The following is a 14901-nucleotide window of genomic DNA, read 5'->3' on the forward strand; positions in this document are numbered from 1 at the left end:
TTCAAAATTACAGAATTGCTTACTCAGCAAAATTTACATCCTAGCCAAGGCTGACACTTTGGAAAGCTTGTCTTTAGATAACCCTTCCAGTTCGTTGACATGAAGCCAGCCATCTTTGACTAACCCAGCAAAGACAAACAACAGAGCCGAGTATTGGTAATCATATTTACCCTCGATTTCATGCCTTCTAGCACTCAAGAAATCGTGTAATTGCCAAAGCTCGTCCAACTCTACAAGTGTGCTGGCTTCCTTTTGAACCTGTTTCAGCAAAGCCTCAATCTCTCGCTTGTAAGCTTGATCAAAGGCTGTTCTAGCTATCTTCTTCTCAATATCAGTCCACTCGGCTTCACTCACGTGCATGACTCAATCTTAAACTGGTGTATTAATTGCGTTTGCTCAGAATAATTGAGCGCCCTTGGTTAAGAGAGCGCTCACCGCGATAATTTATTTTTTAGTTTTTTGTTATTTTCCCTTAGCGAACCAAGTTTAAAAGTTCTTTGGGAGAGGCTAACAAGTCAATAGCTACAAAAAAGATTTTACCTTGGGGGTTGAGCAAGAAGCGCCAAGCCATGTTCATCCCTACTGCTGCACCAAACCAAGGGGTCTGAACTTTACCTGTTACTTTCACCTGAGTGTAACCATCCTCTGCGGGTTCAGCTACACCGCGCTCTGGGAGCAAGTTAAGGTTCTGGCATTCTTCACGGAAGAACCGCAGAATTGCATCCTTACCAACAATTGGTCTTTGGAAGGGAGGCTGCAAAGCTCCATCCTCCACGAACAACTTGATCAGTTCATCAAAGTCATTGGCGTTCAAGTTGTTCATGTAATTCAACACGGTGGAATTATTAATTCCCTCGATGGAGACTTGAACACGCTGGGAAATATCTTTAGGTGCAACTAATGGTTCAGCAACTCTTGTATAGCCGCCTAGTTTAGCTGCATCAAATCCCATGTCTACAACAGAACTGCGGAGGACGGTAATCTGTTGTCCTTGATCCAGACTTTTCAAGGTTTCCAATACTGCATTAGCATTGGCTGAGAGCTGATAGCCAGCAGGAATTGGTGCAACAACACCTTGCTCCATCCATTCTCCCAGTTGATTCCAAAAACCTAGCTTGATATTAGGCGACCAAGTAGCATAGGTGCGGCAAATGGGCGTATCTGTGTGATTTGCCAAATCGCACATAACCTGAGTTTGTTCTTCAAAGGTCATTTCTTTGATTTGCTTGAGAATGCCTTCTGCAAACTGCATACTAGCTGCACCAGGGGCTGCAACAGTAATGGTTTTGCCCATCTCTAAGAAAGCGAACCATGTCCATGCCAGTTGATCTTCTGCACTGAGTTGGTTGAATCGTGCAGTCAGCGCTGGCACTGCATCAGCCTGTAATGTGTTGGGGAAGATACGACGGGCGGAATCGATAGTAATTGCCATACAGAGAGCTACCTAGCGAAGTTTTTACCTGACAAGAGGCGAAGCAAAAAGTTTCAGAGGATACAGTTTTGCTCCTGTGTTTAAAAGTATCACAAAAGTTTGCATAAATTAAAAAAACTTTACACTCTTCTCAAGAGCTTGGCTTAATAAAAAGCTGTAGCTATTGAATAGTCTACTCTTCAGCCCTCAATCCTCGCTCAATTCTCGTTTACGGAAAATGCTTATCTGTAAATTCTTTAGTTTGGTAGGGCGCGTCAAGTCGCTTCGCTCCAATTCAAAATTCAAAATTCAAAATTCAAAATTCAAAATTCAAAATTAAAGACCCCACGGATAAATCCGGGGGCTTGTATCCTTTTTTGTTCGGTCAAAAGTCAACGGTCAAGACAGTTTTATACTAATGACTATTGACTAATGACTATTGACTAATGACTAAAAATTGGTATCGAATTGGCTTGGTCGGTATATTTTTACTGTCCCTGTCCTTACGGTTTTGGGGACTAGATAGATTTAATACTCTCGTATTTGATGAAATTTACTACGCTAAATTTGGTCACAACTATCTCAACTACATACCATTTTTCGATGCTCATCCACCTTTAGGCAAATATATGATTGCTATGGGAATGTGGCTGAGTAGCTATATTCCTTTGTGGACAGAGGGCGTAAATGGATTAACTGGTGCATTGCGGTCTCCTGGGAGTTATCGTTGGGTGAATGCTTTATCTGGCTCATTTATTCCGCTAATTATTGCCAATATCGCCTATCACATCAGTTATCGACGCAGCTTTGCTTTAATTGCTGGTTTATTCACAGCTTGCGATGGTTTGTTTATTGTGGAATCTCGTTATGCCCTCATCAATATTTATATTGTTGTATTTGGATTATTGGGGCAATGGTTATTCTTATTAGCATTAACTAGTCAAAGGCAGAGACGTAATTTATATTTAGTCATAGCTGGTATGGCTTTTGGTTGTGCAGTTGCCACAAAATGGAATGGTTTATTTTATTTAGCAGGTATTTATTTAATTTGGAGTATAGGTTGGATTTGGAAATTCGTTACATCTGAATATCAACCAAGAGATAATTCTGTTGATGTAGAACCTATTAGCCTTCAGACTTCACTATATAATATAACACAAATCAATATTGGACAAATTATATTTTTCTTAGGGATTATCCCCACTGTAATTTATAGTTTGATTTGGATACCGCATTTACAAATAAATCCTAAGTTTGGATTTATTCAAGTACATCAAGAAATATTAGGCTTTCATGAACGTCTTGACGGTAATACGGCTCAAGTACATCCTTACTGCGCTGCTTGGTATAAATGGCCTTTGATGATTCGGCCAATGGCATATTATTATCAAACGGCTCAAAGTGTTAATGATCCATTACCTGTCTTAGGGCCGCCTTTGCCTAGTGGTGCGGGGAAAGTGATTTATGATGTTCATGCAATGGGGAATCCTTTTTTATGGTGGTTTGGCGTGGCTGCATTATTATTTTTACTGGGGATGCTGATAGCAAAAGTAATGATTCCTTTGGTAAAAGAAAAGCGCCTATCTTTACCAGAAAAACTTTCTGTTGATACTTGGATTGCTTTATATATAGTCTGGAATTACGCTATTAATTTATTACCTTGGACGATAGTATCACGGTGCGTTTTTATCTATCATTACATGACAGGTGTAGTGTTTGCATTTTTAGCGATCGCCTGGTTTGTTGATCAATGTCTGCGTAGTTATTATCGCCCATTGCGGATTGTCGGTGTGACGATTTCCTTTGTAATTGTTGCTGCGCTTATTTTTTGGCTACCCGTTTATTTAGGGTTACCTCTTTCTCCTGAGGGTTACAAAATGCGGATGTGGTTTAAATCTTGGGTTTAGTCTGCACTGTAGAGACGTTGCATACAACGTCTCTACATTATTTATTGGGCGCAACTTCATAGAGAATTGGTATAATCTGATTTAATTTTAGAAAATATCTAAGTATCTGTAGAGTGGTCATTACCCACCCTACGTATATCTTATAAAGAGAATATTAGTTTTATAGCCAAATCACAAGTTAATATAAATGCTAGCCCGGCGAACTAAATTACTATCCCAAAACTCATTTTTGGTAAAAGCCTCAGTCATCTTAGGGCTATTGATCACAGTGATATCTATGGAGTTTTCTACGCCAACAGAATATGTATTTGGGTATCTTTATACTGGGACAATTCTGTTAGCTAATCACTGGTTTGGACGTATAGCAACTTTATCGACGACATTTATTGCTGTATTTTTAACAATTCTTAATATTTGGCTTCCAGATAATGAAGTGATTAGGTTTCCTACAGTTGCTAGTCGGACGATCGCCTGTATGTCCTTGATTGTAACAGGAATTTTAAGCGATCGCCTGCGTCGTTCTCAAGAAGCGATCGCCCTCACTCGTGCCACAATAGAATCACAGGAAGAATTAGTGAGACTGCGGGAAGATTTTGCTTCCACTCTCACCCACGATTTGAAAACACCGCTTTTGGGTGCTATTGAAACTCTCAAAGCTGTTCAACAAGAAAAATTTGGTGCGGTATCATCAGCACAGCAGCCGGTGTTAGCCACAATTATCCGCAGCCATCAAACTTCTCTACAACTCCTAGAAACTTTATTAGATATCTATCGCAATGATACAGAAGGTCTAGAGCTAAATTTAATTCCTGTGGATTTAACCACCTTGGCAGAGGAAGCAGCGAGTACACTAATTGATTTGGCTGCTAGTCGGCGAGTTCATATATCGTTTAATTATGGTGACTCTGATTGGCGGCGATCGCTGTGGGTAAAAGGTGATCCTCTACAATTGCAACGGGTGTTGTATAATCTCCTAGTCAATGCTATCAATCATTCTCGGCGGGGCGATCGTGTAGAGGTTATATTAGAAACCCAGGCCTCCTATCAAGTAGTAAAAATTTCCGATACTGGTGCAGGTATTCAAGCAGAACAGTTTCCTCATTTATTTGAACGATTTTATCAAGGACATAGTGAACGCCAAGCCAAAGGTTCAGGTTTAGGACTTTATTTATCTCGACAAATTATTGCAGCTCATAACGGTATAATTTGGGCAGAGAATAGAGTTCCTACGGGTGCTATGTTTGCATTCAAATTGCCTGTTCTCCCATTTCAGCCCTCTTTATCTGCGTCGGATGGCTTCTAACCCGGTAAAAATTTTGTTGGTTGAAGATGATGAACTCTTTCGCTTAGGCTTGCGCGTGCGATTACAACAAGAAGCAGATTTAGAAATTATTGCTGAGGCTGAAGATGGTGAAACAGCCCTTGATTTAATCAGGCAAAACTCTCTGGATGTGGTGTTATTAGATGTAGGATTACCAGGGTTGGGGGGAATAGAAGCTTGTAAACAAATTAAGCAGCAAAATCCTCAACTACCAATTTTAGTTTTGACTTCCCATTCCCAAAAACCGTTAATTTCTAAATTAATTGAAGCAGGCGCTCAAGGATATTGTCTCAAAGGAATTATAGCCGAAAAATTAGTATTGGCACTGCGTTCTGTAGCGGCTGGGGCTTCTTGGTGGGATGAAACTGCAACTAGGGAAATTCGCTCTTCAATTGAGTCTAGCCAGTCTCAACCGCCAGAACAAAATTTCACAAAATCTGATCACCCTTTAACTGGGCGTGAATTAGAAATTTTAGCTTTCCTTGTCAAGGGTAAAACGAATCAGGAAATTGCTACGGCACTCTACATTACCCCTGGAACAGTTAGAGTTCATGTTCATGCTATTCTACACAAATTAGAGGTTAGCGATCGCCATCAAGCTGTAGTTGTTGCTTTACAAAAACGATTGATTCAAAAGGCGTTGCATAAATGCGGGATGAATTGGGACTTTTGTACAAAGCAGAATATTGATTCTTTGCGTCTTTGCGCCTACCCTTCGGGAACGCCAAGGGCGAATGCGTGAGACAAAAATCATCCCACTAATCAGCAACGCCTGATTCAAAATAGTGCGATCGCATATTAATATTCAAGTCATACCAATTTGAAAAAATAATTCGACAGATATACAGCCCCAAACGCTTATCCTGTCTTGATTCTTAATTTTGAATTTTGAATTTTGAATTTTGAATTGGTATCACTTCACTCCAATTCAAAATTAAAAATTTTGATAAATTTTTTATTACTGATATAAGGGGCTTACAGAGTAAAAAATATCCAAATGTAGGGTGCGTCAGTATGAATAATTTCTGATTATAGTTAGGTTATATCGCCCTGACGCACTCTACCAAACTGAACAATAACTATAATTCAGATTTTGTTTACATAGCTAAATATATACGGTTTAATCAATCACCGCTTTTTTACATTTCTTATCTCTATGTATCTTTTCCGACTGTTAGACTGTTAGCGCAAGCAGTAAGTAATTTGTAGTTAGTAATTAGTAATGTCTTAAATTAAGGAATGTAAATAATTAATTACTTAGCTTAAAAAATATATCGACTATAATTTTGATGATTCCAGGGAATCAAAGAGGATTGTTATGAGAATAGACTTAGAATCACCCAATATTAATGTTACTAGTTTAAAAGAAGCGCCAATTCATCTTTCCGGACAGATTCAACCACATGGTGTGCTTTTGGTTTTAGAAGAGCCTGATCTGAAAATATTACAAGTGAGCAACAATACTTGGGGTATTTTGGGTATCAAGACTGAAGATATATTACAGAAAAAATTAGAAGACTTACTCGATTCATTCCAAATAGAACGGATTCAAACAGGCTTATCTTCTGGAAATCTGGAATTTATTAACCCTACCAAAATTTGGATCAGAAAAAAGGGGGATGATTACGCAGTATTTGATGCAGTTTTTCATCGCAATACGGAAGGCTTTTTGATTCTGGAGTTAGAACCGGCAATTACTCAAGAAAATATCCCATTTTTAAGCTTCTATCATCTGGCTAAAGCTTCAATAAATCAGTTGCAGAAAACAGCTAATCTGCGGGATTTTTGTCAGATAATTGTCCAAGAAGTCCGCAAAGTTACCGATTTTGATCGGGTAATGTTATATAAGTTCGATGATGATGGACATGGTTCAGTCATCGCGGAAGAAAAACTAGACAGCCTAGAACCATACTTAGGACTGCATTATCCAGAATCTGATATACCTAAACCAGCCAGAAAATTATTTATTTCTAATTCCATCCGGGTGATTCCCAATGCTCAGGCTCAAGCTATACAGATGATACCATCTGTAAATCCAGTGAGCGATCGCCCGGTTGATTTAACTAACTCAATTCTCAGAAGTGCGGCGAACTGTCACCTGGAATATCTACATAATATGGGTGTCGGTGCTTCCTTAACTATTTCCTTAATTAAAGACAATAAACTGTGGGGATTAATTGCTTGTCACCATCTTTCAGCCAAATATGTTTCCTATGAATTGCGGAAAGCCTGCGAATTTTTGGGACGGGTGATATTTGCGGAAATCTCCGCCAGGGAAGAAACAGAAGATTACGATTATCGGATGAATCTGACCCATATTCAATCACTCTTGGTTGAATATATGTCCCAAGAAGATAACTTTGTTGATGGTTTAGTTAAGCATCAGCCGAATCTTTTAGATTTAACCAGCGCCCAAGGTGCGGCTGTCTGTTTTGGCGACCATTGTACATTAATCGGTGAGACTCCCAAAGCAGAAGATTTAGTTTTCTTAGTCCAGTGGTTGAAGAACAACGTCGAGGAAGAAGTTTTCTACACTGATTCCTTACCGCAAGTTTATCCAGATGCGGAAAGATATAAAAATGTCGCCAGTGGTTTGTTAGCGATTCCTATTTCCCAACGGAATTATGTTTTGTGGTTTCGACCGGAAGTAATTCAAACTGTAAACTGGGGTGGTGACCCTAATCAGCCCTTTGAAGTTAATAAGTTAGATGGGAATGTGCGTCTGTGTCCCCGCAAATCCTTTGAGTTGTGGAAAGAAACAGTCCGCCTCACTTCTTTACCTTGGCGATATGTGGAAATTAAAGCGGCGTTAGAATTGCGGAAAGCAATTGTGAATATCGTTCTGCGCCAAGCCGATGAGTTGGCGCAGTTAGCGCAGGATTTAGAACGTTCCAACGCCGAACTGAAAAAGTTTGCCTATGTTGCATCCCATGACTTACAAGAACCGCTCAATCAAGTAGCGAATTATGTGCAGTTGTTGGAGATGCGCTATCAAGATGAACTAGATGCAGATGCCAACGAATTTATCACTTTTGCCGTCGAGGGTGTAAGCTTGATGCAGACCTTAATTGATGACGTTTTGGCGTATTCTAAAGTAGATACACAAGCGATCGCTTTTCAACTAACAGAAGTAGAAAAAGCATTGGATAAGGCTTTGGGTAACTTGCGCCAACGTATCGCCGAAACAGGCGCGGCAATTACTCACGACCCTTTACCAACGGTAATGGCTGGTAGTACCCAACTCATGCAGCTATTCCAGAATTTGATAGCCAACGCCATTAAATTCCGCAGTCAGGAAGCGCCGCAAATTCATATAGGTGCAGAAAGGCTAGAAGACGAATGGCTATTCTCCGTCAGAGATAATGGGATTGGTATTGACCCCCAATTTAGCGATCGTATTTTCGTAATTTTCCAACGCTTACACACGCGGGACGAGTATCATGGTACAGGTATGGGTCTAGCAATCTGTAAGAAAATTATCGAATGTCACCGGGGACGAATCTGGGTAGAGTCACAACTTGGTGAAGGTGCTACCTTCTACTTTACGATACCAGTTGGAGGTCGAGAGCGTGAGCGTAGAAACGGAAGAAAAACACAAAACAATCTTTTTAGTTGAGGACAATAAAGCCGATATCCGCCTCATCCAAGAAGCATTTAAAAATAGCCAATTGCCACACGAAGTGGTAACAGTTAGAGATGGTATGGACGCAATGGCCTATCTGCGCCGGGAAGGAGAGTATACCCATGCACCGCGTCCAGACCTCATTCTCTTGGATTTAAACCTACCCAGAAAAGATGGTAGAGAAGTACTGGCGGAAATCAAAGCCGACCCAGTACTTAAACGGATACCGGTAGTAGTTCTCACAACATCCAGAAACGAAGACGACATTTTTCACAGCTACGACCTACACGTAAACTGCTACATCACCAAATCCCGCAACCTCACCCAACTTTTCCAAATCGTCAAAGGAATAGAAGAGTTTTGGCTCTCTACCGTCACTCTACCACCGGAGTGAGGGCGATGAAAAAGCACGGGAGCAGGGGAGAAAATTATTAAATTTTAAATTTTAAATTTTGAATTTTGAATTTTGAATTGATTACTCCCCATTCACTACTTTCAAGGGGGTAAAACCAGAAAATTATGGTTGGACACTCAGTCAGGATTTTATTAATCGAGGATAGCCTCGCAGAAGCTAGGTTATTACAGGAATATTTGCATCAAGCTGAGTCCAAACAATTTGTTCTGGTTCATGTGACGCGATTACAGGAAGCACTCAATGAACTCAAACAGACCAGCTACGATGTGATTTTGTTAGACCTCACCCTACCGGATAGCCAAGGATTATCATCTCTACCCAGATTAATAGGACTCGCTCCCAGCGTACCGATTGTTGTCTTAACAAATACTAACGATGAAGACTTAGCCATTGAAGCAGTCAGACAGGGAGCGCAAGATTATTTAGTTAAGCGACAGGTAAATGTTCATGTCTTGGTTCGTGCTGTATGTTATGCAATCGAGCGTAAGCAAGCATTAGAAACATTACGTACCATGAATACAACCTTAGAAAACCGGGTGGAAGAACGCACGGCTGAATTGGTAAAAGCACAAGAAATTAACCAGTTTAAATCTGAGTTTGTTTCTATGCTCTCCCATGACATTCGTAATCCCCTCAATACTATTTTGCTAGCTGCTGGATTGTTGCAAAACAATGAAGACAAATTAACCCAAGAGAAAAAACGTTCTCATTTACAAATGATTCGTTCCGCCATTAAAAATATGGCACAGCTATTAGATGAAGTATCATTAATAGGTAAAGCTGAATCAGGTAAACTCCAGTGTGAACTTATCGCTATAGATTTGGAAGCATTCTGTCGCCAATTAGTAGCAGAAGCGCAATTAACTATAGGCGAGAAGCAGCTAACTGTAATTTTTACCTGTAATAAAACATTTGATGAAGCCTTATTAGATGAAACTTTACTGCGTCACATTTTAGGTAACGTACTAGGTAACGCTATTAAATATTCCCTTCCCGGCGGTATAATCCACTTTGAATTGACTGCTAATAATCATGCAGTCATGCTTAAAATTCAAGATTGCGGCATTGGTATTTCTCCAGCAGACCAAAAGAACTTATTTCAATCATTCCATCGTGGGGAAAATGTAGGAGGAATAGCAGGTACTGGTTTAGGGCTAGCTATTGTTAAAAAATGTGTTGATGCTCACGGTGGTGAAATTATCGTTAATAGTGAGGTTGGGGTTGGTACAACGTTTACTATCATCTTGCCATTAATCGATTTTTAAATGTTTGATATTTCCTATATATAGTCGTAGCCAGATAGATTAGGACACCAAGCTAAGATCAAACCCTGACAACACAAAGCTTTCAAGCCTGTCAACCGTCAACAGCTATTTCTCCCACTACTAAGCTGAGTACAGCTATGATGGGGGTTTCCTAGAGGTGTGAGATGAATATCAAGCGTCGGCAATTTCTGAAAACTTGCGGATTAGCTACTGTAGCTACTCAGATTCCTCTACTTACTGTTCAAGGTGAGGAACCGTCTTCTCTACAAGACGCTACACGTAGCTTGCTTCTCCGGAAGAGTAGGAGCAACAATCTGTCATCGTCAAACACTATCATCAAGCCACAACGGTTACAAGTAGGCGATACGGTGGGATTAATTGCGCCGGCTGGTACCTTTGAGCCTCGATACATAGAAATAGTGCAGCAACATCTGACTAACTTGGGATTAAAAACTAAGATGGGAAGACATATTTTAGACCGTTATGGTTATTTAGCAGGTAAAGATGCTGACCGCGCCAAAGATGTAAATGATATGTTTGCAGATGATTCGGTGCAAGCAATTCTGGCTATGCGTGGGGGTTGGGGTTGCAATCGGATTTTACCCCTACTCAATTACCCTTTGATTCATTCCCATGCCAAAATTCTCATGGGTTATAGCGATATTACTTCTTTATTATTAGCTATAAATGCCCGCAGTCGTATTTTCACTTTTCACGGGCCTGTGGCTACATCCACCTGGACATCCTTTATGCTGGAGTATCTGAAGCGTATTTTGTTTGATGCAGAAGCAGTAACATTAGAAAACACTGATTCTCCTGAAGGAAAAGTACAAACAATCACACCGGGAAAAGCTCAAGGTCAACTTATAGGTGGGAATTTATCAGTTTTATCTGCGATGGTTGGTTCTCCCTATCTACCTGCTTGGCAAAATAGAATTTTATTCTTGGAAGATGTCAATGAGGATATTTATCGCGTAGATAGGATGTTAACACAGTTAAAAAATGCTGGAATACTATATAGAATTTCTGGTTTTATATTTGGTCAATGTACTGACTGTAAGCCAACTAATGAAAAATCATTGACTTTAATGGAAGTATTACAAGACCATATCATTCCTTTAAAAATACCTGCTTGGTATGGTGCAATGATTGGTCATATTCAAGATAAATTTATTTTACCGATTGGCGCAAATGTGGAAATTGATGCTGATGCTGGAACCATACAATTATTAGAGGCGGCAGTCAATTGAAAAAGCCTAATTCTGAATTAATTCTTACTATTTATAAATTAGAACATCAAGCTCAGATAAAATCCTAACAACACAAGGCTTTCCATTATGTTAAACGTCAACAGCCATACCATAAATATACAGGTGTTTAAACGCAAGCTATATAAAATCAATCAATGTCTGGTGATAAGTATTTGGTAGACCCGTATCAAAACATTTACCTTTCACCACATATCCTTTCATTCCTTCTACTTGACACAATTTATCTAAACAATTTGTTAACTGAAATTCACCGCGATCGCGTAAATTTTGGTTTATACTTTCTGCTAAGAATTCAAATATTTTTGGTGTGAGCAAATACAAGCCAAAAACACATAAAAACTCATCTTCTGCCATACCTTCTACCCGCAAATACTCACGAGCATAATCAATACTGGGTTTTTCTGCAAGTTGCGTTATTTCCAAAATAGAATGAAACTCTTGCCACAATCCTGTGACACATCCGGCTTTGTTAATTATCGCTGCTGGCATTATAGTTAAGCCAACAACACTTTGATGAACTTGTGCATAAATCTCTACAACTTGTTGAGCGCAAGTTTTTTTTATGTCGGATTTATAAACATGATCACCTAACATTAATAAAAACGGTTCATTTCCTACCCAATCTTTGGCACAAAATACTGCATGGCCATATCCTTCTTGTTCTGATTGTGTCAACAAAACAACTTTCTGTCCCAACTCTTGCAAGTATTGACTATATTCTTGATTTTGTGGCGAAAGTTTTTGTAAAAGTTCTGGTGCGGGTGGATTTTTAAATAAATCAGCAAAAACTCCTATATCATCAGGCTGTACAACAATACCAATTTCTGTGATTCCTGCACTAATAGCTTCTTCCACAATAGCTAAAATTACAGGCTTTGCTCTACCATCTTGATCAATAATTGGGAATAGTTCTTTTTTCACAACTTTAGTAGCTGGAAATAATCTAGTACCAAAACCAGCAGCCGGAATCACGGCTTTTCTTACTTTATTAATTTGCATAAATTAATATTTTTAATTTTCTACGGAAACATAACTAAATTCTGGGGGTGAAGCAGCTAAAACCTCTGATATACCCTGAAGTAATTTTTCTGCTTCTACGGGTTTAACTAAGTGCAGTTGAAAGCCAGCAGCTAGTGCCTGTTTTTGGTTGATTTCTCCAGCATAAGCAGTTAGAGCGATCGCTGGAATTTTACCACCTTTTGCTGAAGGCATGGCTCGAATTAACTGCATCAACATATAACCATCTATTCCTGGCATTCCGATATCACTTAAGAGCAAATCGACTTTAGTTCTGGCTATTACTTCTAAAGCTTCACCGGCTGATGTCACTGCTGTTACTTCGGCTCCAGATTGTTCTAACATTAATGTGAGGAATTCACCTGTATCAACATCATCATCTACTACCAAAATATACAGTCCAGCTAAACCCCAAGTATTATCTGGCTGTCCCACTTGTGGAACTTTCTGCGGCGCATTCAGCATTAATGGTAAATTGACTGTAAATGTTGCGCCCATACCTTCCCCTGCACTTTCTGCTTTGACTGTGCCACCATGTAGTTCTGTGAGATGCTTAACAATAGCCAACCCTAATCCTAAGCCGCCAAATTGTCTTGTTATTGTGCCATCTGCTTGACGAAAATACTCAAATACATAAGGTAAAAATTCTGAACTTATCCCCTTGCCATTATCTTGAATTTGAATTTGGGCAGAATTATGAACTCTTTCTAGGACTACCTGTATTTGTCCTGAGGAAGGAGTGAATTTAATGGCATTAGCCAGCAGGTTCCAGATAATTTGTTGTAAACGAGCAGCATCACCTGCAACCATACCAACATTCACATTGAGTGCAGTTTTAACATGAATATTTTTCGCCTCTATTGCTAGACGCACAGTCTCCAAAGCCTCTTCAATCGTATTCACTAAATTCACCGACTGAATATTTAAGCTTAATTTCCCTTGCTGAATACGAGAGACATCTAATAAATCTTCAATAAGTTGGATTTGTAATTTAGCATTCCGCTCAATTGTTTCTATCCCCCGTCGGCGCATAGCTTCTTCCAGATTGCGCTTTTTCAGTAGAGTGGCCCAACCTAAAATCGGGTTAAGTGGAGTACGCAATTCGTGAGAAAGAACTGCCAAAAATTCATCCTTTAAACGATTAGCTTTTTCAGCCTCGCTTCTAGCGATTTGCTCACGCATCAGCAGATATTCCCGTTCTTGTTCTGCTTGTTTGCGTTCAGTAATATTCCGAAAAAATATCCCTAAGCCATCTTCAGCCGGATAGGCGTGGACTTCAAACCACATATCCCATAGTTCGTACAATACCTCAAAATGGACTGGAATATTTTCAGCTAGCGATCGCCTATATTCTCGCTCAAAGTCTGTACCTTTAGTTCTCGCCCACTGTTCCCAGTAGTTCTTACCAATCAAGTCCTCTGGTTCTAAATCTTGAATTTTTGCCGCTTGGTGATTACAGTAAGTAATCCGCCAGTCTCGATTCACGGCAATAAAAGCATCAGTCATACTTGACAAAATATTGCTCAACCGACCACGTAGCGCTTGTTCACGCTGAAGTAATTCATCCTTTTCTCGATGGGATTCTTCTAAACAATCATTGATTGCCACCAGTGATTCATTGAGTTGAATAAGTTTTTCTGATAATTCTGCGCGGGTTTGGTATTCCCCACGACGCACTTTTTCTACTGCTAACTCTACTTGAATATTCGACCTTTCAGTAATAGCAATGCCCACAAATAAACTTACCGCACACTGTACCAATAGGCTCAATTTGTGGACGTGTAAAACTTCCGCTTGTACTGGAAACGTTGACAAGGACATGGCTTTAGGGTAGGCAACTAAGTAAGCAAATAGCGTTACTAATACACAGAAACTTGAAGTTAACATTCCACTAGTTACGCCAAAGCGGGTTGCAGCCCATAAAACTGGAACAAAGCCTAAAAAAGACAACTGTTGTAACTTAAATTCGTTTTGATTCGTTTCAGCCACTGTTACAGTTGCTATAGCTAAACAAAGTAGTAGTATGGCGCTGAATTCTAATAAGAGGCGGAAAGAAGGACGGAAATTTTGAGGAACAAATCCAGAATTTAGTGGTTCGGTACGGCGTAACCAGCCTTGAGATTGAAAATAAGGGGTAAAAACTAATAAGGCAGTAGGCGCAATCGCCATGACTCCAATTGCATTACCTAACCACCAATGGGGTATGTTAGAACTCAAACTAGCGAGAGGCATTTTGCCTATAGCGACAAGACATAAACTCCCAATTGTCGCTAAAGTAGCGCAGGCGACGAGGGGAGTGCTAACAGTAAAAAGAGTGGCATCTTTGAGGGTATTGATGGTTCGAGAACCCTTCCAGAGACGACGGTACAGTAACCAAGCGCTCAGAGGCTCGATAATATCCACAAGAGCTATTAATCGCTCCCAACCATGTAAACCCCAAAAAGGAGACATGAGAAAAGAAGCCAATCCGGTGATAATAATACCACAAGGGCCGAACCAAAAAGTTAAAGCGATCGCCACACCTGATGGAGGAAACCACAAAGACACTCCCGGCTGAATGCGGTAAATCAGCGCCATCCCATGAGCCATAACCAGGGCGAATAAGCCCAACAGCGAAATCATCAGCCATCTACGCATAATGGCAATTTTCATGGAGTCTGTCATGGGTTACA

11 protein-coding genes are annotated in these 14901 nt (G+C 39.9%); 7 read left to right on the forward strand and 4 right to left on the reverse strand.

Features of this window, described 5'->3' with window-relative positions; genetic code table 11:
* Positions 1–33: 33 nt before the first annotated feature.
* Together H6G14_RS18545 and H6G14_RS18550 are read right to left on the reverse strand one after the other, a co-directional pair.
* Complete coding sequence (locus H6G14_RS18545) at positions 34–360, reverse strand: hypothetical protein (protein ID WP_190568804.1); 327 nt, start codon at positions 358–360, stop codon at positions 34–36.
* A gap of 112 nt (positions 361–472) precedes the next feature.
* Complete coding sequence (locus H6G14_RS18550; protein WP_190568805.1) at positions 473–1432, reverse strand: orange carotenoid-binding protein; 960 nt, start codon at positions 1430–1432, stop codon at positions 473–475.
* Positions 1433–1857: 425 nt separating this feature from the next.
* Between H6G14_RS18550 and H6G14_RS18555 the strand changes: the two genes are divergently transcribed.
* From H6G14_RS18555 to H6G14_RS18585, 7 genes are all read left to right on the forward strand, one after another.
* Positions 1858–3318, forward strand: a complete 1461-nt coding sequence (locus H6G14_RS18555) for a dolichyl-phosphate-mannose--protein mannosyltransferase (protein WP_190568806.1) — start codon at positions 1858–1860, stop codon at positions 3316–3318.
* Between the two features lie 187 nt (positions 3319–3505).
* Entirely contained in the window at positions 3506–4621 is a 1116-nt protein-coding gene (locus H6G14_RS18560; RefSeq protein ID WP_190568807.1) for a sensor histidine kinase, read from the forward strand.
* Positions 4611–5381: a response regulator transcription factor gene (locus H6G14_RS18565; RefSeq protein WP_242053477.1), complete on the forward strand. Its 771-nt coding sequence runs from the start codon at positions 4611–4613 to the stop codon at positions 5379–5381. Before H6G14_RS18560 ends, H6G14_RS18565 begins: the two co-directional genes overlap by 11 nt.
* 576 nt (positions 5382–5957) lie before the next feature.
* Positions 5958–8255 carry a sensor histidine kinase gene (locus H6G14_RS18570; RefSeq protein ID WP_190568808.1) on the forward strand — a complete coding sequence of 766 codons (2298 nt, stop codon included), beginning with the start codon at positions 5958–5960 and terminating at the stop codon, positions 8253–8255.
* Complete coding sequence (locus tag H6G14_RS18575) at positions 8209–8655, forward strand: response regulator (RefSeq protein WP_011320548.1); 447 nt, start codon at positions 8209–8211, stop codon at positions 8653–8655. Before H6G14_RS18570 ends, H6G14_RS18575 begins: the two co-directional genes overlap by 47 nt.
* A 125-nt stretch (positions 8656–8780) precedes the next feature.
* Positions 8781–9941, forward strand: coding sequence for a hybrid sensor histidine kinase/response regulator (locus H6G14_RS18580; protein ID WP_190568809.1), 1161 nt, complete (start codon positions 8781–8783; stop codon positions 9939–9941).
* Between the two features lie 164 nt (positions 9942–10105).
* Positions 10106–11191 carry a S66 peptidase family protein gene (locus H6G14_RS18585; RefSeq protein WP_190568810.1) on the forward strand — a complete coding sequence of 362 codons (1086 nt, stop codon included), beginning with the start codon at positions 10106–10108 and terminating at the stop codon, positions 11189–11191.
* Between the two features lie 138 nt (positions 11192–11329).
* On the opposite strand, the gene H6G14_RS18590 is transcribed toward H6G14_RS18585, so the two are convergent.
* Both H6G14_RS18590 and H6G14_RS18595 read right to left on the reverse strand, forming a co-directional pair.
* Complete coding sequence (locus H6G14_RS18590; protein WP_190568811.1) at positions 11330–12211, reverse strand: UTP--glucose-1-phosphate uridylyltransferase; 882 nt, start codon at positions 12209–12211, stop codon at positions 11330–11332.
* A 12-nt stretch (positions 12212–12223) separates the two neighbouring features.
* Complete coding sequence (locus tag H6G14_RS18595) at positions 12224–14893, reverse strand: MASE1 domain-containing protein (RefSeq protein ID WP_190568812.1); 2670 nt, start codon at positions 14891–14893, stop codon at positions 12224–12226.
* Between the last annotated feature and the right edge of the window lie 8 nt (positions 14894–14901).

This window comes from Nostoc parmelioides FACHB-3921 (assembly GCF_014696625.1).
Lineage (GTDB): Bacteria > Cyanobacteriota > Cyanobacteriia > Cyanobacteriales > Nostocaceae > Trichormus > Trichormus parmelioides.

Excerpts from the sequence above, each read along its gene's own strand:
- H6G14_RS18545 (WP_190568804.1), bottom strand. The coding sequence starts at position 360 with ATGCACGTGAGTGAAGCCGAGTGGACTGATATTGAGAAGAAGATAGCT.
- H6G14_RS18550 (WP_190568805.1), bottom strand. The coding sequence starts at position 1,432 with ATGGCAATTACTATCGATTCCGCCCGTCGTATCTTCCCCAACACATTA.
- H6G14_RS18555 (WP_190568806.1), top strand. The coding sequence starts at position 1,858 with ATGACTAAAAATTGGTATCGAATTGGCTTGGTCGGTATATTTTTACTG.
- H6G14_RS18560 (WP_190568807.1), top strand. The coding sequence starts at position 3,506 with ATGCTAGCCCGGCGAACTAAATTACTATCCCAAAACTCATTTTTGGTA.
- H6G14_RS18565 (WP_242053477.1), top strand. The coding sequence starts at position 4,611 with ATGGCTTCTAACCCGGTAAAAATTTTGTTGGTTGAAGATGATGAACTC.
- H6G14_RS18570 (WP_190568808.1), top strand. The coding sequence starts at position 5,958 with ATGAGAATAGACTTAGAATCACCCAATATTAATGTTACTAGTTTAAAA.
- H6G14_RS18580 (WP_190568809.1), top strand. The coding sequence starts at position 8,781 with ATGGTTGGACACTCAGTCAGGATTTTATTAATCGAGGATAGCCTCGCA.
- H6G14_RS18585 (WP_190568810.1), top strand. The coding sequence starts at position 10,106 with ATGAATATCAAGCGTCGGCAATTTCTGAAAACTTGCGGATTAGCTACT.
- H6G14_RS18590 (WP_190568811.1), bottom strand. The coding sequence starts at position 12,211 with ATGCAAATTAATAAAGTAAGAAAAGCCGTGATTCCGGCTGCTGGTTTT.
- H6G14_RS18595 (WP_190568812.1), bottom strand. The coding sequence starts at position 14,893 with ATGACAGACTCCATGAAAATTGCCATTATGCGTAGATGGCTGATGATT.